The 24,038-nt window shown below is 43.1% G+C and carries 21 protein-coding genes; 12 read left to right on the top strand and 9 right to left on the bottom strand.

Translation table 11 applies throughout. From position 1 onward, the window contains the following. Window positions 1-660 precede the first annotated feature (660 nt). Both JMX96_RS04400 and JMX96_RS04395 read left to right on the top strand, forming a co-directional pair. Window positions 661-1,860, top strand: a complete 1,200-nt coding sequence (locus JMX96_RS04400) for a sugar transporter (RefSeq protein ID WP_201567573.1) — start codon at window positions 661-663, stop codon at window positions 1,858-1,860. 354 nt (window positions 1,861-2,214) lie between these two features. Then, window positions 2,215-3,492 (top strand): MFS transporter, encoded by a 1,278-nt coding sequence (locus JMX96_RS04395; protein WP_201567571.1) that lies wholly within the window; start codon window positions 2,215-2,217, stop codon window positions 3,490-3,492. A gap of 176 nt (window positions 3,493-3,668) precedes the next feature. On the opposite strand, the gene arfB is transcribed toward JMX96_RS04395, so the two are convergent. From arfB to JMX96_RS04365, 6 genes are all read right to left on the bottom strand, one after another. Continuing rightward, window positions 3,669-4,082, bottom strand: coding sequence for an alternative ribosome rescue aminoacyl-tRNA hydrolase ArfB (arfB, locus tag JMX96_RS04390; RefSeq protein WP_201567569.1), 414 nt, complete (start codon window positions 4,080-4,082; stop codon window positions 3,669-3,671). A gap of 357 nt (window positions 4,083-4,439) precedes the next feature. After that, window positions 4,440-5,222, bottom strand: coding sequence for an HpcH/HpaI aldolase/citrate lyase family protein (locus JMX96_RS04385; RefSeq protein WP_413786731.1), 783 nt, complete (start codon window positions 5,220-5,222; stop codon window positions 4,440-4,442). 297 nt (window positions 5,223-5,519) lie between these two features. Next, window positions 5,520-6,284: an SDR family oxidoreductase gene (locus tag JMX96_RS04380; RefSeq protein ID WP_261863196.1), complete on the bottom strand. Its 765-nt coding sequence runs from the start codon at window positions 6,282-6,284 to the stop codon at window positions 5,520-5,522. 184 nt (window positions 6,285-6,468) lie between these two features. Next, window positions 6,469-7,251 (bottom strand): SDR family NAD(P)-dependent oxidoreductase, encoded by a 783-nt coding sequence (locus JMX96_RS04375; RefSeq protein ID WP_201567563.1) that lies wholly within the window; start codon window positions 7,249-7,251, stop codon window positions 6,469-6,471. Between the two features lie 3 nt (window positions 7,252-7,254). Continuing rightward, window positions 7,255-8,262 (bottom strand): NADP-dependent oxidoreductase, encoded by a 1,008-nt coding sequence (locus tag JMX96_RS04370; protein ID WP_201567561.1) that lies wholly within the window; start codon window positions 8,260-8,262, stop codon window positions 7,255-7,257. Window positions 8,263-8,284: 22 nt separating this feature from the next. Further along, entirely contained in the window at window positions 8,285-10,090 is a 1,806-nt protein-coding gene (locus JMX96_RS04365; RefSeq protein WP_201567559.1) for an acyl-CoA dehydrogenase, read from the bottom strand. A gap of 181 nt (window positions 10,091-10,271) precedes the next feature. On the opposite strand from JMX96_RS04365, the gene JMX96_RS04360 reads away from it, so the two are divergent. Then, on the top strand, window positions 10,272-11,294 hold the full coding sequence (locus tag JMX96_RS04360) for a GlxA family transcriptional regulator (protein WP_101205632.1): 1,023 nt from the start codon (window positions 10,272-10,274) through the stop codon (window positions 11,292-11,294). 19 nt (window positions 11,295-11,313) lie between these two features. On the opposite strand, the gene JMX96_RS04355 is transcribed toward JMX96_RS04360, so the two are convergent. Beyond that, entirely contained in the window at window positions 11,314-12,591 is a 1,278-nt protein-coding gene (locus JMX96_RS04355; RefSeq protein WP_201567557.1) for an LD-carboxypeptidase, read from the bottom strand. Window positions 12,592-12,794: 203 nt separating this feature from the next. Here JMX96_RS04355 and JMX96_RS04350 point away from each other — a divergent pair, with 203 nt between their 5' ends. Further along, window positions 12,795-13,274: a YkvA family protein gene (locus JMX96_RS04350; RefSeq protein WP_201567549.1), complete on the top strand. Its 480-nt coding sequence runs from the start codon at window positions 12,795-12,797 to the stop codon at window positions 13,272-13,274. Window positions 13,275-13,383: 109 nt separating this feature from the next. Here the strand turns inward: JMX96_RS04350 and JMX96_RS04345 are convergent, their stop codons facing one another. Both JMX96_RS04345 and JMX96_RS04340 read right to left on the bottom strand, forming a co-directional pair. Beyond that, on the bottom strand, window positions 13,384-13,689 hold the full coding sequence (locus tag JMX96_RS04345; protein ID WP_201567547.1) for a hypothetical protein: 306 nt from the start codon (window positions 13,687-13,689) through the stop codon (window positions 13,384-13,386). 116 nt (window positions 13,690-13,805) lie between these two features. After that, entirely contained in the window at window positions 13,806-14,351 is a 546-nt protein-coding gene (locus JMX96_RS04340) for a hypothetical protein (RefSeq protein ID WP_227676911.1), read from the bottom strand. Window positions 14,352-14,700: 349 nt separating this feature from the next. Between JMX96_RS04340 and dnaQ the strand changes: the two genes are divergently transcribed. The 8 genes from dnaQ (at window position 14,701) to JMX96_RS04300 (ending at window position 23,971) form a co-directional block, all read left to right on the top strand. Beyond that, window positions 14,701-16,341 (top strand): DNA polymerase III subunit epsilon, encoded by a 1,641-nt coding sequence (gene dnaQ, locus JMX96_RS04335; RefSeq protein WP_201567545.1) that lies wholly within the window; start codon window positions 14,701-14,703, stop codon window positions 16,339-16,341. Window positions 16,342-16,488: 147 nt separating this feature from the next. Further along, on the top strand, window positions 16,489-18,171 hold the full coding sequence (locus JMX96_RS04330) for a hypothetical protein (RefSeq protein ID WP_201567544.1): 1,683 nt from the start codon (window positions 16,489-16,491) through the stop codon (window positions 18,169-18,171). 267 nt (window positions 18,172-18,438) lie between these two features. Continuing rightward, the gene (gene nudC / locus JMX96_RS04325; protein WP_201567539.1) at window positions 18,439-19,377 is read left to right on the top strand and encodes an NAD(+) diphosphatase; all 939 of its coding nucleotides are present in this window, start codon (window positions 18,439-18,441) and stop codon (window positions 19,375-19,377) included. 256 nt (window positions 19,378-19,633) lie between these two features. Continuing rightward, the gene (locus JMX96_RS04320) at window positions 19,634-20,479 is read left to right on the top strand and encodes an RnfABCDGE type electron transport complex subunit B (RefSeq protein WP_201567538.1); all 846 of its coding nucleotides are present in this window, start codon (window positions 19,634-19,636) and stop codon (window positions 20,477-20,479) included. Between the two features lie 120 nt (window positions 20,480-20,599). After that, entirely contained in the window at window positions 20,600-21,295 is a 696-nt protein-coding gene (gene nth, locus JMX96_RS04315; RefSeq protein WP_057760685.1) for an endonuclease III, read from the top strand. Between the two features lie 489 nt (window positions 21,296-21,784). Next, window positions 21,785-22,951, top strand: a complete 1,167-nt coding sequence (gene metK, locus JMX96_RS04310; protein WP_201567537.1) for a methionine adenosyltransferase — start codon at window positions 21,785-21,787, stop codon at window positions 22,949-22,951. 74 nt (window positions 22,952-23,025) lie between these two features. Beyond that, the gene (locus tag JMX96_RS04305; RefSeq protein WP_102078350.1) at window positions 23,026-23,382 is read left to right on the top strand and encodes a DUF3144 domain-containing protein; all 357 of its coding nucleotides are present in this window, start codon (window positions 23,026-23,028) and stop codon (window positions 23,380-23,382) included. A 340-nt stretch (window positions 23,383-23,722) separates the two neighbouring features. Next, window positions 23,723-23,971 (top strand): hypothetical protein, encoded by a 249-nt coding sequence (locus JMX96_RS04300; protein ID WP_201567536.1) that lies wholly within the window; start codon window positions 23,723-23,725, stop codon window positions 23,969-23,971. The last annotated feature ends 67 nt before the right edge of the window (window positions 23,972-24,038 follow it).

The following is a 24,038-nucleotide window of genomic DNA, read 5'->3' as shown; positions in this document are numbered from 1 at the left end:
GCCAGCCGAATCTATTCGCCATTGTTTAAATGACGTCATTATCTATAAAGTTAAGTAAATTAATCGACTTGGTAAGGTAGTAGCCTTTAATTCTGATAGGCTTTTTAGCCACAGTTTTTCGCTGTTACGTTGCTAATATTTTTGCAACGCCAACGAGCTTTTTTCTGCTAGGTTTTTTGTTTATTAATAAATATGGTTTTTTGGGTTTGTACAGGCGTAGAAGTTTAGGATTAAACGTAAATAACACTACTAGAAAGACTTCGCTAAAATAGCGTTTCAAAAACTTAGTTAAGAAGTGAAGCGTTGCGCTCCGAGGGTTAACTAGTTTTTATCTCATGTCATTTTGCCTGACTTAATAACTATAGTATAAGCTCACATAAAAATAAAGCTGTTTAAAACCTTCTACGACAACTGGTGTCGCTCCTTTTTAAATGAATTGTAGTTTAGTCATTAGCAAGTATCCCAACGCATTAAATATGATTAACGATAGTTTCATATTATTCAAGTATCCTCAATAAACGTCCAATTAACAATCCTTATCAAAAAACACCTTTCACGATTGGCTTGGGCTTGTTATCTTGCCCCGCAAACCTTGTATTCTAATTAAGCTTACCCCACTTTGACCTATCATACGTAGTATTTACATCTGTATTGGATTTTATGACACATAACAATGAGGCCAGCTCAAAAGCTCGCCGAACTCAGTATTTTCAAGTATTTTTGATGGGCGTTAGTGCCTTTATTATGAACACCACAGAATTTGTCCCTGTGGCGCTGTTGAGCGACATTGCTCAAGACTTTTCTATTACGACGGCAGAGACTGGCTGGATGTTAACACTCTATGCTTGGATTGTCGCTGCGATGTCATTGCCACTAATGCTATTGACCAGTCAATTTGAGCGCAAGCGCTTGCTCTTGGGTCTTTTTGCCGTATTTATTGCCAGTCACGTACTTTCCGTATTTGCATGGAGCTTTGACGTGCTACTCATTAGTCGAGTTGGAATTGCGTTATCGCATGCGATATTTTGGTCGATCACAGCTGCAATCGCGATACGCGTCGCACCTGAAGGCAAAAAAGCCATGGCGCTTAGCGTACTAGCAACGGGTACGTCGTTAGCAATGGTACTGGGTGTGCCGCTAGGACGCTTAATTGGGCAATGGTTTGGTTGGCGAGCGACATTTGGCGGTATTGGCGTCATTGCCTTAATTGTATTTATTCTACAAGCGAGACTCTTACCAACGCTACCTAGTATGTTTGAGGGGTCTTTTAGAAAGATTCCAGAACTCCTTAAAAATCCCCTATTAGTCTGTCTATACCTGCTTATCTTATTGGTCTTTACAGCGCACTACACAGCTTATTCTTATATAGAACCATTCATGCGCCAAGTCGGTAATATCAGTGAAAACGCTGCGACTTTTGTACTGTTATTATTCGGTGCAGCTGGAATTGTAGGCAGTGTTATTTTCAGTCGGTGGGGTGATCGGTTCAATACCAGATTGATGCTGATATCGACCATACTGATGCTCGTGTCTATGCTTGCACTATTGCTAGCAGTGGCCTCTGTATGGGCGCTCAGCTTTATCGCCTTGCTTTGGGGCGCGGCACTCATGCTACTGATTATCTCGATGCAAGCCAAAGTCATCATGGTCGATGTCAATGCGCAAGACATGCTGATGTCGATGTTTTCAGGTATTATTAATTTGGGGATTGGTACGGGTGCACTATTCGGTGGTTATGCCGTGACGCATCTTTCACTATCTAGCGTAGGATACACAGGTGCGGCTATCGCAGTTGTGGCATTACTCTTAATGCTATTTATGATCAAACGCTTTCCTGAGTTGAGTAAGCGACTTGGCTAGCTAATAAACTGATATTAGATAGTATCCAAAAAACAGCAGACAGTAAGTAACCGTCAGAAAATAACAAGCAGAATGCCAGCCATCTAAATGGGCTGGCATTTTTTGTTATGGTCTATGAAAGCATTACGAGGATTGCTTATATACTCATTGAACGAACGTTCAGGTGCAGTTATACTAATTTTATTGGACATAAGTATACTTAGGCTATCAGTATATGTAATAAAAGCCTGATAGAGATTAAGCACAAAAGGATGAGTGTGAAATGGATACTATTCAAAACAAGGAAGTCATTACATACAATTTAAATTTAGTGACGATATATATTGCGAATTTTCAACTTGTTGGAGATTCGTGATGCCTGATGGAATGATGCAACAAGACAATCCAGATCAAGGAAACCAAGATAACACTGCGCCTCTTAGATTGGGTAAATTGCATTATGCTTGGATCGTTGCCGTTACAGGCTCTGTAGCAATGTTCTGCGGACTTGGGTTAGGACGATTCGCATTTGGCATGTTACTGCCGTCCATGTCGGCTTCTTTAGGGTTAAATTATACTCAAAGTGGAATCTTGGGATTCACTAACCTGATAGGATATCTGGTTGCAGTGCTTCTAAGCCCTTTTATTCTACCTCGGCTGGGTACTCGAACGACTGCGACGGCAAGCCTCCTCCTCATTGCTGTCTCTATGTTCGGTATGGCTTTTACCACCAGTTTTCCAATACTTTGCGCGCTCTATGTGTTGACAGGCATTGGTAGCGGCGGCGTGGTCTTACCAATGATGAGCGTCATGTCGCATTGGTTTTTTCCTTCACACCGCGGGCTCGCTCTAGGATTGGTCATGGCGGGACCCGGCTTTGGTATCATTTTATCAGGCTTTGTCGTACCCAAACTCTTACCCATCTCTACTCTACTGTCTTGGCAAACAGGTTGGCTAATTTTTGCCGTGATTAATATTGCGGTGGCTTGGCTCACCTTTACTTTGATTCGCAATCATCCAGACGATGTCAGCCAAAGCCCTTTTGGGCGCGCACCTACGTTACCTGTTAAAAATAAGAAAAAACTAGAACGCAGCAATATTAAGCTGCTTGTACATTTAGGTGTCATCTTTGCTATTTATGGCGCCACCTATATGGTTTACGTCACCTTCATCGTGACCAGTATGGTTGGCTCGTATCAATTAAGTGAAGCGGCTGCTGGTGGTGTTTGGGCATGGATTGGACTGCTTAGCATGTTCTCAGGCATGTTGTTTGGCTGGATTTCTGACCATATTGGTAGACGCCTTGGTCTGGCGCTGGCTTTTTTCTTCCTTGCCATCGCTTATCTGTTGGTCGGACTTACTGATTGGAGTTTAGGGCTGTATTTGTCCATTATCTTGTTTGGTTTAGTGGTGTGGAGTGTGCCTGTCATTATGGCAGCTTCGGCGGGCGATTATTTCGGTCCTGCAGCGGCGGCAAGTGCACTCGCAGCGCTGACTTTTGCATTTTCAGGTGGGCAAGCTCTTGGGCCAGTGGCCGCAGGTTATCTCGCAGAAATCACTGGGGACTTTAGTATCAGTTATATGATATCTGGTATCGCAGCTTTTGTAGCGATTGGGCTTGCCCTATTATTGCGTCCACAAAAACAAGCTTAATTTCAGTCTCTATAATATTGATACTGCTAGCTATACTTTACTCTTGCAGCCAGTGACATCTGTATACGCATTTGGCCTGATTATCTTATTATGGATTACTGCGTTGATACTATTTATGATTGGGCAGTTTTCCAAGTTGAGTAGCTAGATGACTAAACTATTAACCAAATGACTCTCTAAAAATCTACTTTACCGCGCAAAGCCTTTGTCTTACCGCGCTGGGTCTTTTTATCCACCCGTTTACGTTTGGCATTTCTGCTTGGCTTGGTCGGCCTTCTCGTTTTATTAACGTAAGTGGCTTTGGCAATAAAACTTTGCAAACGTTCAAGCGCATCTATTTTATTTCGCTCTTGCGTACGAAACTGCTGCGCCTTGATAATCAGCACGCCTTCCTTTGTTATTCGGCTATCTTTGCTATTTAGCAGTCGCTGCTTGTACTCATCACTCAGACTTGAGTTGTTAATATTAAAACGCAGGTGAATGGCAGAAGATACTTTGTTGACATTCTGCCCACCTGCGCCTTGCGCTCGTATGGCGCTGATCTCTACCTCATTATCATTGAGACTGATATTATTATTAATGAAAATCATAGTTTGCTTTTATCGAATGTGAATGGATATGGTTTATGACAAAGCATTATATAGTCAACCCTCTATAAATTAGGTACGGTGTCAGTCTCGCTTAGTATACTGCTTGTAATACTCTCACTCGGCTTTCTAGGGCGTGTCCTCATTTTAAGAATGGGGATAAAAATGAGATAAATCGCAGTCAAACAAGGAAAGTAGCGCAGATAATATCGAGATATTAGTCAGCTATTTGACGCCATTTGGCAAGATTTAGCCATTTTTAACCCATTTAGATAACTATCGATTGAATTGAGGACATGCCCTAGTATCCAAATTATATTGAACCGACTACTTATATTTAACTAAACATGGCTTAGTCTGTTACTTTACCAACAGTTGACGACTGCGCTCAATCACTGGCGCATCTACCATCTCGCCATCTATTTTGAATACTGCCTGCCCGCTCCGCTCATATTCTTCAATCACACGCTGTGCGAATAACAGGGCCTCATCTGTTGGTTGTAGTGCTTGCTGGACGACAGCCACTTGCTTGGGGTGAATACACAGCATCCCTGACATGCCCATCTGTGACCATAAATTTACTCGCGCGCTTAACCCTACTTCATCATTGCAATCAGAGTAGACCGTATCAATCGGTGGCGACAACTGATGTACTTTTGACGTCAGAATTAATTGATAGCGTATTTGATTGGCAACGATATCGGCGGCAGGTGTGCTTACTTGTACCCGCAAATCATTGCACAAATCCAAAAATCCATAACTAAACGCGGCCAACCCGACTGCTTTTGCCATACTATCAATTTGATACAATCCCATCGCACTCTCAATCAAGGCAATCACAGCTAAATTGGTGAGCTGATATACGCTCTCAATGTCGGCGACTTGCTCAGCTTTGGCCAATAACAAGCCAGCCAAATTGGACATTTTCTGACAGAGCACTATGTCTTTAAAGAACTCTTTGCTACCTGCCTTATTAATACGTAGCCAAATTGGCTGATAATCTGCACTATTATAATATTGTTGTAATGCTTCGCGGGCGTCTGCTTTATCTTCTAGAGCCACTGCATCCTCTAAATCGACAATAACAGCATCTGCGCCACTAGCAAATGCTTTCGCCACTCTATCGATGCGAGTCGCGGGCACAAACAGCCATATTTTATTTTGAGAAATTATATTTATTTTATTGTTGATAACTGAATCCATGCGTGACCCCATTATATTGTCCAAGTAGCTATTAGCACATTTATTATGCCACTATACAGCTGATGCTCATTTAAAATTAGCAATTTATTCGATAGTGCAAAACCAAGATTACTTAGACATTCCATTAAAAAATAAATCAAAAAAACCGCATGAAAATTAATCTCATGCGGTTCTTGAGTCTAATGCAGTTTTAAACAATTACTTTCTTATCTAACCTATGTCTTATAGATTATCTAATTAAGCCAGCATACCACCATCGACCACAATCGTTGCGCCTGTGGTATAACTTGAGGCATCAGATACTAGATACAATACGGTACCAGCCATTTCATCAGGCTCAGCCACACGTCCTAGAGGAATTGAGTGTAGCGCCATTTTTAAGACTTTATCGTTGGTAGTCAAAGCCGAGGCAAACTTAGTATCTGTCAAACCTGGCAATAGCGCATTGACACGGATATTAAGTGGGCCACATTCTTTAGCAAAGGCTTTGGTCATGCTGATGACTGCCGCTTTGGTAATTGAGTAGATACCTTGCTTATCTCCTGCTACTAAACCGTTGACCGAGGCAGTATTCAAGATGACGCCACCACCTTGCTCTTTCATCATTTTGCCAGCGGCCGTCGACATAAAGAAGTAACCGCGGATATTAACTTCAACGGTCTTATCAAAAGCTGCTAAATCTGTATCTAAGATATGGCCATAGTAAGGGTTGGCTGCTGCGTTATTGACTAAAATATCAATTTGGCCAAACTCGCTTTTGACATGCTCAAAAATTGCGTCAATTTGCGCCATCTCACCTACATGACAAGCAAAGGCGCTGGCTTTGTGACCATCAGCGACGATGCTATCAGCGACTGCTTGGCAGGCATCAATTTTACGGCTAGAGACAATCACATGCGCGCCTCGTGATGCCAATAAACGAGCAATAGATTCGCCAATACCGCGGCTAGCACCAGTTACTAGAGCAACCTTACCGGTTAAATCAAATAAATCTTTCATCATTATTCCTTATATTTTTATAAACTTCATATTTTCGATAATTTTTGAGCGCTGAACTCATATATCTAAAACATGTATCTAAAACGTGTATCTAAAATCAGATAACTAAACGCAGATAATCGCTGTCAAAACTAACAGCGATTATCGAGCACTAATCAACTGAACAAAGAGCGCTCAACGATCACAGTTACGCTAGCATACCACCATCGAGTGTAAAGGCATGACCATTCATAAAGCTACTTTCATCGCTGGCAAGCCACGCAATAGCACTAGAGATTTCACTGACGTTTCCTAGGCGGCGCAGTGGACTGGCCTTTATCGTTGCTTGCTGCGTACGCTCATCCATCGTTGCCATAGTATTGCGAACCATTGGCGTATCAATGAAGCTTGGGCATACCGCGTTAAAACGAATATTGGCACGAGCATACTCATGGGCAGCAGATTTGGTCAGACCCATGACCCCATGTTTGGCTGCACTGTAGGCTGAGATCATAGGCGCTGAACGCAGACCTGCAATAGATGCGACGTTGATCACATGACCACCGCCATTAGGTATCATACAATTGACTGCAGCACGCATACAGTGCCAAACACCTTTTAAATTCACTGCGATATTGCGATCAAAGTCATCATCACTTAGCTCATGCATTGGTGACGGCTTGTGGTCAATACCAGCGTTGTTTACCACAACATCTAAGCCGCCAAGCGCTTCTACTGCAAAGTCGAACAACGCACGTACTTCATCACCACTGGTCACGTCTACTTTTTTGAAGACAATACTGTTGCCAGCGTCTTGACCTTGCTTGGCAACCGCTTCTCCCATTTCTTCTGCCATATCACCGATCACGACTTTTGCGCCGCGACTGGCTAGCAATAATGCGCTCGCTGCGCCGATGCCTGATGCACCGCCCGTGATTAAAATTCGTTTACCCGTTATATCTGATGCAATTCCGTTTGTATTCAGTGTCATGATCTATCCCTCTACCTTAAGTACTAGTTTGCCGAAGTTTTCACCTTTAAAGAGCATCATCAAAGTATCTGGGAACGTCTCGATACCTTCAACGATATGGTCTTTCACTTTCATATCACCTGACTGAATCCAGCCAGCGATATCTTTCATGGCGACTGGATATTCTTTGATATTATCAAATACCACGATGCCTTCCATGCGAGCACGATTGACCAATAATGATAAATAGTTCGATGGGCCTTTGACTTCTGTGGTGTTGTTATACTGACTGATCGCACCGCAAATGACGATACGCGCATGTAGATTAATCTGAGTAAGGACGTCATTTAAGATATCACCGCCTACGTTGTCAAAGTACACATCGACGCCGTCTGGGCAGGTTTTCTTTAGTGCTTTTTTCACATCTTCGTTTTTGTAATCAATCGTCGCATCAAACCCAAGCTCATCGACCAAGAACTTGCATTTCTCAGCGCCGCCTGCGATACCAACGACTCGGCAGCCTTTAATTTTGGCAATTTGACCAACCAAGCTACCAACGGCACCAGCAGCGCCAGAGACGACCACGGTCTCGCCAGCTTTTGGCTGACCCGTTTTTAGGAGACCAAAATACCCTGTCATACCTGGCATACCGAGGACGCCTAAGTAGTAAGACAGCGGCGCTAGATTTGGGTCAACTTTATGTAGACCTGTGCCATCACTGACCGCATACGACTGTACGCCGTCGTGACCTGCGACATAGTCACCTACTGCAAATTTTTCATGTTTACTTTCTATCACTTCGCCCACAGTGCCAGCACGCATGACCTCACCAATCTGTACCGGTGCAATATAAGATTTGGCATCGTTCAACCAACCACGCATCGCCGGATCGATAGAGATGTATTCAACCTTAATCAGTAGCTGACCATCGGTGATAGTCGGTATTTCTGTCTCGGTATAATCCCAAGTTCCAGCGCTTGGCTCGCCTACTGGTCTTGCTTTTAGGCGCCATTGTTTGTTTATCGTTGTCATGTCTCTTTCCTTAGAGTTGTCCTTAGAACCAGTCCGCTTGCATATCAGTGCAAACCGAGTTGGTGTTGGTTAATAATTCGATGTCGCGTTTAACTAATGGTAGTTCCCAATCAATGAAGTATTTAGCCGCTTGTATCTTGCCTTTGTAGAAGTTTTGCTGCTCGACATCTTGCGTCGTACTTAGTAGCTGCTCGGCTTTACTGGCTTGGCGAATCCAAATCCAGCTCAGTACAATTGAGGCAAAAATATTCATTAGTGCTTGAGCATTACCGGTAAGCGTCAGTGCTTCTTCTGTCTGCAACACTTTACCCAAATGCACGAGCACTTCATGCAACTGACCCATATAAGGCATCAGTTTACCTGCAAGTTGCGCGCTCTCAGGCGTAGTGATGCTTTCTAAATCTTTTGTAATTTCACGTTTTAGGATTTGAATGCCTAACCCACCTTTTTGCCATAACTTACGGAATGACAAATCTAGTGCCTGCACACCGTTTGTGCCTTCATGGATAGGATTTAGACGATTATCACGCCAAAACTGCTCAGCCTGATATTCACGCGTATAGCCTGCGCCGCCCAATACCTGAATACCTAAGTCATTGGCTTTTGGGCCATACTCAGATGGCCATGCTTTTAGCACTGGCGTTAGCAAATCTAATAGTTCGGTTAGCTCATTTTTTAGTGTTTCGTCTTCACAGGTATTGATACGGTCAATTAGGTTTGAACCATATAGACATAATGAGATGCCGCCTTCAGAATAAGCTTTTTGCGCTAATAGCATGCGCTTTACATCACCATGCTGAATAATAGCCGTTGCATCATCTTCAGGCTTATTGTTTGGCGCAATGCGACCTTGTGTACGGTCTTTGGCATAATCTAGCGAATACTGATAGCCGCGATAACCAATCATAGAAGCACCAAAACCGACAGCGATACGTGCTTCATTCATCATCTTGAACATATAGCGCAAGCCAAAATGCTCTTCGCCGATCAAATAACCATGACAATCACCTTCATCGCCGAAGCTCAATGCTGTAGAAGTCGCACCTCTATAACCAAGCTTATGAATCAGTCCGGTGAGATGTACATCGTTACGCTCGCCAACAGATAAGTCATCGTTCAAGCGATATTTAGGCACGGCAAATAAAGAGATACCTTTAACACCGCCTGGACCACCTGGTACTTTTGCTAATACCAAATGTACAATATTATCAGACAGCTCATGGTCACCTGCTGAGATATAAATTTTGCTGCCTTTGACTCGATACGAGCCATCGTCTTGTTTTACCGCAATGGTTTTGATATCAGCAAGCGACGAACCTGCGTGCGGCTCGGTCAATGCCATGGTGCCGGTGAACTCGCCTGTCAGCATGCGCGGCATAAAGGCTGCTTTGATATCATCGCTAGCAAAATGCGAGATAACGTTGATTGCCGCAGTGGTCAGAAATGGATAGGCAGTCGTTGATGGATTGGCTGCCATAAAGTAGCCTGCCACAGCAGTCATAACCGTCTCAGGTAACTGCATGCCACCATCTTCAAAACTATAACGACCTGCGATAAACCCAGACTCGCGGAACGCATCAAAAGCGACTTTTACATCGTTTATCATGCTGACTTTTTTACCATCGAACTGCGGCTCATTCTTATCTGCAATATGGTTGTGCGGTAAAAATAAATCTGTCGCAATCTTATTTGCCGTCTCTAATACAGCATCAAATGTCTCGCGGCTATGTTCTGAGAACTTTGCGTGCTCAGTGAGTGATTCTGTGCCTAGTACATCATACAATTGGAAAGGTAATTCAAAATCGTTTAGGAGGGTATCTGCGGCCATAGTATTCTCATTAACTGATTAAATGTGGTTATCAATTGATATTAGTCTAATTTGATACCTGTCCGTATTGTCATTTATGACATAATTATGGTCAAATAAGACATAAACAGAGTGTCTAACTGGTTAAAATCAACCAAATAATGGCTATTTTGGTAAGCACAGCAAAGGAAACGAGTGACTTATGCCCTATTTCAAACCTTTTAAAATGATTATTCTTGGCTTCGATGGTGTACTTGGCAGTGTCCTCTCTGGTGCATTGGACTTGTTTTCATTCACAGGGGTCAGCTGGCAGCGGTTCTCGAATGAGTCTGTAGAGCCACGATTTAATGTGCAGATCGCAAGCTTAGGTGGTGGCGATATCAGGTGTAGCAATCGGTTAATCATGCAAGCCCACTGCGATATTCGAGATGTGACAGAGTGCGATTTATTGCTCGTGCCCACCATTGGCGATTCTATTGATAAGGTATTAAAGCAAAATAGTGAGCTGCTGCCACACCTAGTACGGCTTGCGAATACCAAGGCCGATATAGCAAGCAATTGTAGCGGAGCATTTTTTTTGGCAAAGGCAGGATTATTAGATCATAAGATAGCCACCACACATTGGGGCTATGCCAATAAGTTTAAGGCAGATTTTCCATTGGTGGACTTACAAGAAAATCAGTTTGTGACCCATTCAAGAAGCGAGTCAACAAACCAGTCGGGCAATATATTTTGTGCAGCTGGCGGCAGCGCCTTTTATGATTTGGGGCTATTATTGATAGAAAGGTACTGCGGACGTGAGATTTCTACGCAGGTAGCAAAAACCCAAATTATTGATAGCAAAAGAGGCAGTCAAAATAGCTATACCAATGTGACCCTGCACAAGCCGCATTCCGACCATTTGATTAAACAAGTCCAAGAATATATCGAAGAAAACTTTCAACATTCTTTACAGGTCAGTAGTTTAGCCGCTATGGTAAATATTACCCCGCGCACTTTAAACAGGCGCTTCCAGTCCTGCGTGGCAATGCGACCGATCGAGTATATTCAGGCCGTCAGAATTGAACAAGCCAAACGCTTACTTGAGTTGGGCGATGTATCAATAAAGTCGCTTGCCGATCAAGTGGGCTATGATGATATCTCTTCATTCACGCGCTTGTTCAAACGCGCGACAGAGCTAACGCCTAAAGAGTACCAAGATAAGTTTTCGCGGTTGGCTATTTAAAAAGGACAGTGATTAGCGTTTAAGCAGTCTGCCACAAGCCTTCTACTTGGATAGCATCAGCTTTAATAGTTGGGTAATCGGAGAATGCCAACTGATAGCCACCATCAGTATTAGGTATAAGCTGGCAAGTCGATCCCAGCGGAAAGCTGTATTTTTTGCCGATATGACCAAAAGGCATACCACTATATATCGGCAACCCTGTCAATTCATGCAGCTGACGAATGACTGTGGCGACATCATAACGTTTGTCATAGCTGTCCTCGCCCGTACCAGACAATGCTCCAAATACAATCGCTTGCTGCCCTTTGAACACACCTGCGAGATATAAGTCATATAACATGCGCTCAATACGATACGCTTGCTCGCCAACATCTTCTAAAAACACAATGCCGCCATCGATACGCGGTAAATACTCACTACCTGCCAGCGACGATACGACACTTAAGTTGCCACCCCAAATCGTACCAGTTAATGATTTTGGCTCAGCACTTGTCAAAATACTAGGTAAACTAGGACTGGTTAAGGTAGCCTTTTGTATGCTGATAGTTAGATTGGGGTTAGTTAACACTTCAACAAACTGCTGACAGCTGACTTTATCGGGCGCGGTTTTGCCAAACTCGCTATAGAGCATTGGCGCGGCAAGCGAACTCATTGACCCTTTTGCTAATAGCGCACATTGGATAGCCGTTACATCACTAAAGCCTGCGAGTATCGTGCCGCGCTCCTTCATAATCCGTCCTAGCGTCGCCCAATCCACCATAGGCAATATGCGCATGGCACCGTAACCACCGCGCACACCTAACAGCAGCTTTGGCGCGGCTATTGCCCCAGTGGCAAGATTTTGAAAATCGCTAGCACGCTGTGAGTCCGTTCCCGCAAAGCGTAAGTACTGACGATTGGTAATAGCAGGATTCTCTACTTTAAACCCCGCACAAGCCACGCGATCTAATGCCAACTGATTACGCTCATCACTACCACCAACGTTGGAGCTGGCAAAAAGTCGCGTCTCAATCGTAGGCGTGATACAACCTGCCTGCGTCAGTGATTCCTGTGATGTTTGTGCTAATGAGCTATTACCCAATAACGAAGTTGGCAGATCATCCTTGGTCAGCTGCGCACTATGATCAGACTCGATAGGACTGGCTGCAAGCGCTTGAGAAATACTTTGGCTCGCTAGTACTGCTGTGCCTGCACTCACACCGATTCGGCGTAGAAACTGCCGACGGTTTAGCCCAGATGTTGTTTCAGTTGCATGACTATTTCCATCATCTGTCCGTGACTGACGCTTAATCCCCATATCTTGCTGCTACCTTATCGCTTTTATCTTTATGACTTGTGTTTTTAGACCTTGTGGCAGCATATTGTAGACGCTTTTCTGACACTGATGGTTGCCTAATCTTTACCGATATTTACTTTTTCGCTACTGAGACACACAATATAGGTCGACTAGATTTGTTACTGTAAATACAAATTCATCGCAAAAAACAAAGGGTAATAATTATGTTCAATAAAAAAACCGATAAAAACAAGTCACTTGACTCTAATTTGGAATACTTGCTAGGCAAAGAAGACAAGCTGAAAGAAAAGTTAGAAGATAGCGGTTATCTTGAGCCGTTTAGTGATGATTTAATGCTATTTATGAGTCTTGTCAAAGACTATTATAAAGGTGACTACCGTAAAATTCCTTTTAAGACAATCTCAGCTGGCGTTATCGGTGCGCTCTATGTGCTAAATCCAATTGACCTCATTCCTGATTCTATTCCGTTTATCGGCCATATCGATGATGCATTAGTACTTAAATTTTGTTTAAAGCAAGCCAGAAAAGATCTGCAAAAATACAAAGAATGGAAGCAGGAACAATCAGCTACTAAGGATAAGTTAGAAGCTAACAACGACACTAGTAAGACTGATAACGATAAAACTAGTAGTGATGAGCAAGATAGCGACGAGACTGGTACTAATCTGAAGAAAGCCTCATAAATATTAATACTTTCAACTATTAAAAAACTGCACTATCGAAAAAGCCACGACCACGAATTAATATTTCGGTCGTGGCTTTTGTTATTTTCAACTCATTCAATACTGTATTTTAATCAGGCACTTCATAATTAGCTTTTTCTGGATTAAGACCAAACGAGTAAACGAAGGTCGCAACGAGACTATTGACAATAACGAAAGGTAAATCAATGGCAGCATGACCAAGCGCATAGCGACCAAGCAACCACGAGACGATCAACATGATAATAAAAAATGCACCCAAATATGCCAAAATTGCAGGATGTTTCAGATTATAAGGCTGTTCAGGTGTCGGTTGTTTGTCTAATACATACGTCCTTACCGCCCAACCAGCTGCATAAGAGAACCCGCCTAACACCACGTAACTGAAAAAATTCATATTGCTTGACTCTAATGGTATGACTGTTTATAACAAAATACTGTCTATGCAAGTATCATCGACCAACAATAATATTTATAGTCGATACTTATTTAAATACTATCATCAACGCTTATTTAAATACTGTCGTCGACATTGTCGATAATAAGATTGGCATGTGGATTGGCTAAAATATCAGTATTCACCTCATCACACTCCACACGGTAGATCGTGTTGGCACCTCGGTAAATATACGACAAGTACTCACTGTCTAAGAGCGGATCAATATTTGCATAGGCTGGTTTGACGTGCGCCAGTACAAGCACTCGATCAGGACGACCAATAACCGCATCGACATTGTCTGGATCGATAGAGAAGAACTGCGGTATGTCGCTATTTTCAATCACTTCTAACGGCTCTGGAGTATCCCAGACGCGCTTAGCAGTGACGGGTTCTTTCATCTGCATTACCCAAGTGTCGTCTTGCTGGCTGACCTTTATCTGAGCAGGCTCATCTTGACTCACTGTATAACAACCCTCAAAGACAGACAGATCGGACGCGACTTCGGTATCTGCTTGAGGGCTAGTATCATTACAAGCGCTCAGAAAAATCGCGCTGCTGGCAGTCACACTGAGCATCAAATACGTCAGTCTCTTATTCAATAAATTCGAGCGTAAGGACATAATGGGGTTATCCTGCAATCATGCATTAAAAACTTTTATTAAGTGTACTATTGTCAAAAAACCATCAAATAGCAGATACGAAAAATGCGCTTGGGCATCTTGGTAGCAAAGGCAGCTCTATAACTAAAAACTAGAGCCTTTCAGAGAGCTTCGCTATTTTAACAGAAAACCAAGACGTTACTATTATGTTATAAGTTACCGTAAGGGTTTTATGACTTTGTGCGTCACGACTGTCCATATTTATGATAGATTTGCTATACTCACAACGTCATCATCATCGTTCGAATAGCGTAAACGAGATGCTCTAGTACTACCCTATGCTTACCACTTATCAGGTCCATACTCTTTTATGTCAGACAACCGTAATTCAATGCCAAACACTCATAAAGACAACGCGATTGATCCATTGGCTGCTAAAACAAATGCCACTGTGGCCTATACTGATGGTGCTTGCAAAGGCAATCCTGGTGCTGGCGGCTGGGGCGCACATCTTATATTTAGTGATGGCGGCACGCAAGATTTATACGGCGGCGACAAAGAAACCACCAATAACCGTATGGAGCTAATGGGTGCGATACAAGCCCTGACCCATAGCCCGCACGAGCATACTCTTGAGATTTGGACTGACTCCAGTTATGTCCAAAAAGGCATCACTGAATGGATTGAAGGTTGGAAGAAAAAAGGCTGGAAAACTGCCAGTAAAAAGCCAGTCGCCAATCAAGACCTATGGCAACAATTGGATAAGCTCTGCCAACAGCGTGATGTTAGCTGGCATTGGGTCAAGGGTCACGCTGGACATGCTGGTAATGAAAAAGCAGATGAGCTGGCAAACTTAGGTGTCACCTCAAACAGCGGCCATTCAGCTATAGTCAGTAAAGCAGATACGGCTAAAAAAAAAGACCACATAGCGACTGATATTGATACTGACACTAACATTGATACCTTGCAAAAATCATCTAGCGCTGATTGGCTAAGTTTTGACCCATTGGGTCTAGATATGATGGACGATGAGTTTGATGAAGAGCTCTTAGAACCTGAGCCGCTAAAGGAAGATAGTCAGAGTACAGCTAACACTCTTAAGATGAATAAAAACATTGCTATAGAATCTAACAACCATCAAGACAATACATCCAACCCGACGAGTACCAAAGCTATGCCAGATATTCAAACGCACCTAGATGATACCGTCGACAATGATATGTTGCCAAGTGTAGAATCTGGCGCCCCTAAGTTCGATGGGGATACTAGCCGTGCCAACCCATATTTCAAGCCGCTACTACCAAAGCCGATACATCGCCATGAAGCAGATCGCCAGCTTATCATGGATACAGAAACCACAGGGCTTGATGCACTAAAAGGCGACCGTATTATTGAGGTCGGTATTGTGGAGCTGGTCGGACGTAAGTTTACTGGTGAAAAGCTGCACGTTTATATCAATCCGCAGCGTGGCATGGATGATGAAGTCATTCGTATTCATGGTATCTCTGAAGCATTTTTGACTGACAAACCGACCTTTGATCAAGTGGCTCAGTCTTTGTATGACTTTATGGATGGCGCTGAGATTATCGCTCATAACGCTACTTTTGATATGAACTTCTTAAATATGGAGTTTGCAAAAGTTGGTCTGAATGACTTTGCTAATCGAGTGCAAGTAACCGATTCACTGGCGATGGCCAAGCAGCAATATCCTGGGCAAAAAAACACGCTAGATGCCCTTGTGCGTCGCCTAGATGTTGGTAAGCAGGACCGTACTTTTCACGGGGCATTGCTTGACTCAGAGATTTTAGCTGAAGTTTATTTGGCGATGACTGGTGGACAGGTCACGCTTGCCATCGAAGAAGATACAGATACCGATGGCGGACAAACCGCTCATGCAAGTTTCGCCAATTTAGCAAATTTATTGCTGGCATCAACGGCGGATGAAGCTGCTGACCAAAGCTGGTATGCCGCTTTGGCAGAAGATTATCCTGCCCTAAAAGCTAGCATGTAATTGTCGTTCGAATTTTTATTGAACCGACATTTGTATAATTTAGTCTTGATTATTGTGATAGAAAGCGTTAAAACATCACTAGCTAATACTTTCTAAATCAAATTTATAATATTGCTATTCTCATCAGTACATTATGGAAAAATACTTATGGACCAGTCTGCGCAAATGAAGCTAACCGCCCCAACGCTTAGTGTTACTGATTTTAACCTACCATCACTCCATTTACTGCATGATGAGGTTATAGCAACGCTTAAAGACACTGAGATTCATCTAGGTGAGTTCAACGATGATAGTAGTCAGGCACCTTTGTTGTCAGACTCTATCGAAGTGCTAAAGCAGCTGTCTTGTATTTTTAAACTAATTTCTTTGGTCGGTGCAGAAGCATTGAATGATGCCATTGTTGGTGGTCTACAGAGACTTTATGACAATGGTGATAACAACGATACTGATTTGATCATGGATCTATCAGAAGCCATCATGACTTTAGATCGTTATGTCGAGTTTGTCCTCTTGACTGAATCGGTAGAGCCTACTCTACTGATACCTGTCATTAACAAGCTTAATGCGCATAGTCAAAAAGCTCCTATTACAGCAGACTATTTTTCTGAATTTGGTAGCAGTAGTGTCATCATCGCCAATCCTGAACAAAACTTTGAATCTCTAAGCGCACTTAATCTAGACACAGAGCTGCTGACCAACGCGTATCGTAGTGGCCTTGCGGTTGCACTACTCAATCAAGATGGCAAAATTGACTCTGCGGATCAGCAAAAGCTGGATGCTATGAGTGCAGCCTGTGCATTAATCGCTTCCAATACTGATAGTTTGTTTTGGCAAGCGGCGACTGCCGCCGTGACTGATATCGCAGCAGTATTACCATTAAACCTAAGTCAAAAGCACACACTTATCTATTTAGAGCAGCAATTTCAAAGCTATTTACCAGTCATGGATACCCGCTTTGCAGATTTAGTGAGCTTTGCCTGTCAACGTGATAACGAGCAAGCGCAGCAATTACGTGAACAGTATGCAAATAATCATTTAGAAGGTGCTCAGCTAGAACAAATGAAGCGCTTTTTATTCGGTCCTAACCGCGAACTTACCGATACGTTAAACACAATTATTCAACATCAGATCAATAACATTAAAGAACACGTCGACAGTTATGCACGTGGCGATTCAATTAATCCTATTGACATGCAGACAGCGCAGATTATTAAAGAGCTGACCGAACTGAGTTCGGCATTACGTTTATTAGGTCTGTCCAACGCAGCCAATAGTCTTAGCGAAGCAGCAGAAGCTGTGAGCCATTGGCAAGCGCCTTCTCCTGAAGATTTTGATCATTTGCTACTAGCGCTAATGCATGCAGAGAACGCCACCATTGCTATGGCAGAGATGCATACACCAGGGGCAATCTATCTGCCACTGAATAACCCGCATATCTCATTGCATCAGCTTAACACGGCCAATGATACCTTGATACAAGAAAGCCGAACTGCTATTGCTAGTGCCGAGCAAGCCATTAATGATTATTTGGCGGAGCCTGAGCGTGACATGCTCAATATCCAAAATATTCCTGGGATGATGCGTCAAGTAGCAGGTGCAGTACGCTTTTTACAGTTGGCCACACCTGCCAGCATGCTGAGTCAGCTAGCTAACTATATCGAACAACGTATCGAAGGCGGACGACGTATCGAAGACAGTACGTTAGCCTGCATCGCTGATGTTATCATGGCGGTCGATCATCACTTAGATGGTTTTGAGAATAATCGCCCTGTCAGCAAGCAAGCGCTTGATGTTGGTCAACAGAGCTTGAGCCATCTACTTGCTGCTTAACTTTTCTCATTGTCATGTCATGGTCATTATCTCTTAGCTATGACATCTCATTTACGTATAGATAATTCAAGATAATGTAGGTACAAGTCAGGCATGTGAAAGCGCTACAGTCATTAGGTTAAACTAGTCTAGTCATTAGGCTGAACCAGCCTGACAACATATATGGATATCTGGGTATCTGATTTATATAGAATGAATGATACTTTACTCTAAAACAGTCTGTGTCTACGTCGATGCGGACTTACTTTATAATGTTTGGAATTTTATATGGCCCATGCTTTTGTATTAAGTGATGACAGTATCTTATGCCGTCAAATGCCAGATGGTTGGTGGCCTTTGCAAGTTCAGCTATCGCCCGATAGTAATGACTTAAGCGAGCAAGCTTATCAGGTTGGTCACGTAACGCTGCACGAGAGCCTAGCACCAAATCATTGGTTATCAGACGATAGCACTAGCAACGATGCAGATGATACGGTTGATGCCAATATGGCTCATAGCTTTACTGCCCAAGCGACGAGCGCCATGACTTATGACTATGCAGTTGCTCATAACGTAACGCTACCAATTATTGCTGAAAGCAGTAGTAACACTTTTGTTCCTTATCGAAAGCTGATGACTCATTTGCCAGTCGCCTTGTCAGATCAGATTAGCCAAGCAATACAATTATTAAGCTGGCAAGCAGATACGCAGTTTTGTAGTCGCTGTGCTAGCCCTACCGTACATGCTGACCAAGGCGAACGTGCCATGGTTTGTCCAGTATGTCGATTGCGCCAATACCCTCGCGTACAACCGTGCGTCATCACTGCTATTACTCGGCCAAATCCAGTGACAGGTGAGATGCAAATCTTATTGGCTCACCATCATCGTCATGGACAGCAGAACCTGCCGCCAATGTATGGTTTGATCGCAGGGTTTGTAGAAGTTGGAGAGAGTCTGGAGTATGCGGTAGTACGTGAAGTCGCAGAAGAGGTCAATATCAGCGTAACAGATATCCGCTATGTGAGCAGTCAGCCATGGCCATTTCCCTCTAACTTAATGCTTGGTTTTCGTGCATCGTATGACAGTGGCGATATTATCTTGCAAGAAGATGAGTTAGCACATGCTGATTTCTTTGATTTCTCAAACCTACCCAGAATTCCGCCAAAGGGTAGTATCGCTCGCGATTTGATTGACCAAGTGGCTAAAGAACAAAATATAGATTTATAATCAGTCCTTATTACAAATACCACATTACGCTACAGTATTGTATTTTCAATCTCATCTCTTTAAAATCGCTGCTCCTGTGATAAGCGTTTTACTTTAAACTTTATTTTTTAATAAGTAACACGCTAACCTGAGCAGTAAAACGCTGACAGAGCAGATGCTCTTATAGATACTGTTTTACAAAGACCGCTTTCTCAACCTTTTATCTCTATTTATACTAATACCAATTCTAACGACTGGTATTAAGGTCCTTAATTAAATGCAAAGTAGCACCAATATACGCTTAGTTAATCTACCTATCTTATTCGATGCATTGCACATTGATACCTTGCCCGCTGACATACAGGCACAAATTGCACGTGTAGATGCTTGTTTGCCACAGACGCAGTGCGGGCTATGTGAGCATCCAGATGGTTGCCTGCCATATGCCGCTGCGATTGTATTAGATGGTGAGCCGTACAATAAATGTGTGCCCGGTGGTCAGCCAGTCACCAATGCGATTGCTCAGACTCTCGATATAGATACTCCTGACACTACGCTTATGGCAGTGCCTTCACAGTGGCCAATAGATGCCATCTCTGAACGTCCGACCGAGGTTCGTGCGGTTATCCGTGAAGATGACTGTATCGGCTGCACCAAATGCATCCCTGCTTGCCCAGTCGATGCTATCGTTGGTACTGGTAAGCATATGCATACGATTTTTACAGATTTGTGCACGGGTTGCGAGCTATGTATCGCGCCCTGCCCTGTTGATTGTATTGACTTAGTTACGATTGAGCGAGAAATATCTGAGCCTGAGCGAATAGCAGAGCAAGAAGATTTGAGACAACGCTACCATACCCATTTGAAACGTGTCACAGAACAGCTTGCCGATACGAGCAATAGTAGACCTGTCGTTAGTATGGTAGAGGCTAAGCTCAATAATGCAGCAAGCCAGTCTCTAAACATCAGTGAGTCGCAAGCGAAAAATACCATTGCGGCTGCCAAGCTCCGTACCAAAATCAAAAAACTGGAAAAGCAACTGAGTGTGCGTGCAAACGATAAGAAACAAGCAGAACTCGAATCCTTACAAGCCGAGCTTGAGTCATTGCAAGTAGCGTTATAACGGTAATAGCTGATTACGCAACTAATGCGTTAATAAATTGATACTTTAATCATTAACATGAATGCTAGCGCTAGCATATAATTTGGCACCATCATTCATCAAAATAATAGTCAAAATGCCATGAGTAAAACGGTCAAACATAAAACAGCTGACACGCCGCCCTCTAGACGAATGCCCAATCGTGACGTGCGTCCATTCTTTGAAAAACTGGCAGCGACTATTGATGAACCTGTCACCGAACTCAATTATGACAGTAATTTTGAGTTACTTATCGCGGTAATTTTGTCCGCACAAGCGACTGATGTCAGTGTCAATATTGCTACCAAGCAATTGTACCCAGTAGCTAACACACCTGAGGCAATACTGGCACTAGGCGAAGACGGTCTCAAATCCTATATCAAAAACATTGGTCTATATAATGCCAAAGCAAAAAACGTCATCAAAACCTGCCGTGATTTGATTGAGAAATTTGATAGTACTGTTCCTGATAACCGCAAAGATTTAGAATCACTGGCAGGCGTGGGCCGTAAAACTGCCAATGTCGTGTTGAATACGGCCTTTGGCCAGCCGACCATGGCCGTTGACACGCATATCTTTCGGGTGGGAAATCGTACTGGGCTTGCTACTGGCAAAACCGTACTCATCGTCGAAAAAAAGCTGGTCGAGCGCATCCCAGAAGACTTCATCGTAGACGCCCATCATTATCTTATCTTACACGGCCGCTATACCTGTCAGGCTCGTACACCCAAATGCGGCGCTTGCCCTGTCTATGAAGAATGTATGTTTAAAGATAAAGCTGCATTTTTAGAGTTGTAACGTATTGTTCATTTCAAGCAGATGCTACCGCTAGCTAATTGCTCAGCTAGCTAAACCGCTATCCAGTAACCACCTTTGATTGCAGTGAACTGCTTGTTGAGCATTTCTTATAGTAGAGCAAGTGTTGCTCACTAGAGTTTTATAACGTTTCAAGGTAGAATAACCCTATTTTGCGTTAAGAGATTTTGGCCATTACCCTGCTTCTGATAAGGCAATCTGCACATTAGCGTTGTCTATTAGGGCAAGTACTGACCCAACTCGTTACCGCCAAGACCATATCAGAGCGAGGCAGTATCATTTTATATATTGATTGAATGATAGTCCGCTCACCCTTTGGTCATATTTATCAGCAAATATTTTAGTCAAAACCGATTTTAAATTAAGAAATACCGATTATCTGCCGCGTAAATGCGTGGTCAAAATTAATTAGAGCAGCACCCAGATGTGCTGCTTTTCCTACCCTTATTGATTCAATTAAGCGATCCCATTATGCGTGAATACAACTTATTTACCTCAGAATCTGTGAGCGAAGGCCATCCTGACAAAATGGCTGACCAAATATCAGACGCTATCCTTGACGCTATCTTACGTGAAGATCTGCACGCACGTGTGGCATGCGAAACCTTAGTAAAAACAGGCGCAGTCATACTTGCAGGTGAAATCACTACAACCGCAAATATCGATTTAGAGCGTCTGGTGCGTGACACTGTAAATGGCATCGGCTATCACCATTCAGATTTAGGCTTTGATGGCGAGACTTGTGCAGTCATCAACATGCTAGGCAAACAATCTCCTGAAATCGCGCAAGGCGTCGATCGTAGCGACCCTGAAGAGCAAGGTGCAGGCGACCAAGGCTTAATGTTTGGTTATGCCAGTAATGAAACCGAAGTATTGATGCCAGCGCCTATCGAGTATGCCCATCGTTTGATGGAGCGTCAGTCGGAGCTGCGCCGCGCAGGCGAGCTACCTTGGTTACGTCCAGATGCCAAAGCGCAGGTAACCTTGAAGTATAACGGCAATCGTCCTGTCGCTATCGATGCTGTTGTATTATCAACACAGCATGATCCAAGCATCTCGCAGTCAGATCTACAAGAAGCGGTGATGGAATCTATCATCAAGCAAGTGCTACCAGCTGACTTATTGCACGCTGGCACACGCTATCATATCAACCCAACTGGTAAGTTTGTGATTGGTGGTCCTGTTGGTGATGCTGGTCTGACTGGTCGTAAAATTATTGTTGACACTTACGGCGGCATGGCACGTCATGGTGGCGGTGCGTTCAGTGGTAAAGATCCTTCAAAAGTAGATCGCAGTGCTGCTTACGCGGTACGTTATGTTGCCAAAAACATCGTAGCAGCAGGTCTTGCTGAGCGCTGTGAAGTACAGGTCAGCTATGCAATTGGTGTCGCTGAGCCTACTTCTATCTCTGTTAATACCTTTGGTACTAGCAAAATCAGTAACGATGAGATCATTCGCTTGATTCGTACGCACTTTGACCTACGTCCTTACGGCATTACCCGTATGTTGAACTTACTACAACCAATGTATCAGCAGACTGCTACCTTTGGACACTTTGGTCGTCCAGGTTCAGAGACTGCCTTTACGTGGGAAAAAACAGACAAAGCTGATATCTTAAAAGCAGACGCTGGTTTATAAGAGTCACTACTTTAAAACGTTTACAAACCATTTTTATACTAAAAACTACTGACACTTATTATTAGGAGTTGCTTATGTCTCAAGACAATATTCAAGACCAAAATGCTGATGCTAACATCGAAATCACCCCTGAAATGCAGGCATTCTATCAACGTGCTGATGCTATCATTGGTATCGCAAACAGCCAGCTAGGCCCTGAAGCACATTCAGGTCAAGTAGGTGCTTCTTTATTGTATGCTGCAGCACGCTATAGCGCGTCAGTTGCCTCCATCGGATTCGTCAAAGGCGATGATTTCGCCAAAGAAAAAGACGATATTGTCGAGTTTTATGTCAAACAGTATCGCCAAATGCTGAGCGATAACTTAACGGATTATGCTCAAAACTTTGACAAGTACGTGCAGCTAAATCAAGACGACAAACCAGCTGAATAAGTAAATCTCGTCAGTTTAGATGTCTTTGATTTAGACATACTGTCGTAAAATCAGTATTTGATGGCAGAAAACAAAACCCCAAACTCAATTGAGCTTGGGGTTTTTGTATGGTGTTTAAGTAGATAGCTACTGACAAATGAGCTACCATAAATGCTTAAGCGTTTAGCCTCAGTAAGCAAATCCATCAACGATAACAGGACGCTATCGAATATTATTAATAAGGACATTTCTTATGAAACAAACTCTATCTACTCGTCTATTTTCTACAATTAATCAATCTTCGTTCAAACCATCATCACTTATATTGATATTAGTTCTAGCTTTAACAGGCTGTAGCTCTATGTCTGATATCAGAACATCTGGTCAAACACCTACCCCATCCAGTCCTGATATCAGTCAGCAATTTGAAGGTGCTCTTACTCAATGTCCGCCCGCTAACCCTGCCAACAATATCTGTACGGCACAATATGAACCCGTCTGTGTAAAGACGAAAGTTGGATCAGTTGTTAGCTACCGAACGGCTAGTAATGCCTGCTCAGCCTGTAATATTCCTGAAGCTATCGGTTATACAAAAGGCGAATGTAGCTAATCTATAAAATGGTTGTATCGAGATCTACTGTACTGAAATCTGCTGTATTAAAAATATTGAACATCCA

The sequence above is a fragment of the Psychrobacter sp. JCM 18900 genome (genome assembly GCF_904846625.1).
Taxonomy (GTDB): domain Bacteria; phylum Pseudomonadota; class Gammaproteobacteria; order Pseudomonadales; family Moraxellaceae; genus Psychrobacter.
This window is presented reverse-complemented; position numbering and strand designations above follow the sequence as displayed.

What these genes read in the sequence shown, in the direction of transcription:
- metK (WP_201567537.1), top strand. Translation starts at nt 21,785, where the DNA reads ATGCGTGAATACAACTTATTTACCTCAGAATCTGTGAGCGAAGGCCAT.
- arfB (WP_201567569.1), bottom strand. Translation starts at nt 4,082, where the DNA reads ATGATTTTCATTAATAATAATATCAGTCTCAATGATAATGAGGTAGAG.
- JMX96_RS04345 (WP_201567547.1), bottom strand. Translation starts at nt 13,689, where the DNA reads ATGAATTTTTTCAGTTACGTGGTGTTAGGCGGGTTCTCTTATGCAGCT.
- JMX96_RS04360 (WP_101205632.1), top strand. Translation starts at nt 10,272, where the DNA reads ATGCCCTATTTCAAACCTTTTAAAATGATTATTCTTGGCTTCGATGGT.
- JMX96_RS04320 (WP_201567538.1), top strand. Translation starts at nt 19,634, where the DNA reads ATGCAAAGTAGCACCAATATACGCTTAGTTAATCTACCTATCTTATTC.
- JMX96_RS04375 (WP_201567563.1), bottom strand. Translation starts at nt 7,251, where the DNA reads ATGACACTGAATACAAACGGAATTGCATCAGATATAACGGGTAAACGA.
- JMX96_RS04380 (WP_261863196.1), bottom strand. Translation starts at nt 6,284, where the DNA reads ATGATGAAAGATTTATTTGATTTAACCGGTAAGGTTGCTCTAGTAACT.
- JMX96_RS04370 (WP_201567561.1), bottom strand. Translation starts at nt 8,262, where the DNA reads ATGACAACGATAAACAAACAATGGCGCCTAAAAGCAAGACCAGTAGGC.
- JMX96_RS04395 (WP_201567571.1), top strand. Translation starts at nt 2,215, where the DNA reads ATGCCTGATGGAATGATGCAACAAGACAATCCAGATCAAGGAAACCAA.
- JMX96_RS04355 (WP_201567557.1), bottom strand. Translation starts at nt 12,591, where the DNA reads ATGGGGATTAAGCGTCAGTCACGGACAGATGATGGAAATAGTCATGCA.
- dnaQ (WP_201567545.1), top strand. Translation starts at nt 14,701, where the DNA reads ATGTCAGACAACCGTAATTCAATGCCAAACACTCATAAAGACAACGCG.
- JMX96_RS04400 (WP_201567573.1), top strand. Translation starts at nt 661, where the DNA reads ATGACACATAACAATGAGGCCAGCTCAAAAGCTCGCCGAACTCAGTAT.
- JMX96_RS04340 (WP_227676911.1), bottom strand. Translation starts at nt 14,351, where the DNA reads ATGTCCTTACGCTCGAATTTATTGAATAAGAGACTGACGTATTTGATG.
- JMX96_RS04305 (WP_102078350.1), top strand. Translation starts at nt 23,026, where the DNA reads ATGTCTCAAGACAATATTCAAGACCAAAATGCTGATGCTAACATCGAA.
- JMX96_RS04365 (WP_201567559.1), bottom strand. Translation starts at nt 10,090, where the DNA reads ATGGCCGCAGATACCCTCCTAAACGATTTTGAATTACCTTTCCAATTG.
- nudC (WP_201567539.1), top strand. Translation starts at nt 18,439, where the DNA reads ATGGCCCATGCTTTTGTATTAAGTGATGACAGTATCTTATGCCGTCAA.
- JMX96_RS04300 (WP_201567536.1), top strand. Translation starts at nt 23,723, where the DNA reads ATGTCTGATATCAGAACATCTGGTCAAACACCTACCCCATCCAGTCCT.
- nth (WP_057760685.1), top strand. Translation starts at nt 20,600, where the DNA reads ATGAGTAAAACGGTCAAACATAAAACAGCTGACACGCCGCCCTCTAGA.
- JMX96_RS04330 (WP_201567544.1), top strand. Translation starts at nt 16,489, where the DNA reads ATGGACCAGTCTGCGCAAATGAAGCTAACCGCCCCAACGCTTAGTGTT.
- JMX96_RS04350 (WP_201567549.1), top strand. Translation starts at nt 12,795, where the DNA reads ATGTTCAATAAAAAAACCGATAAAAACAAGTCACTTGACTCTAATTTG.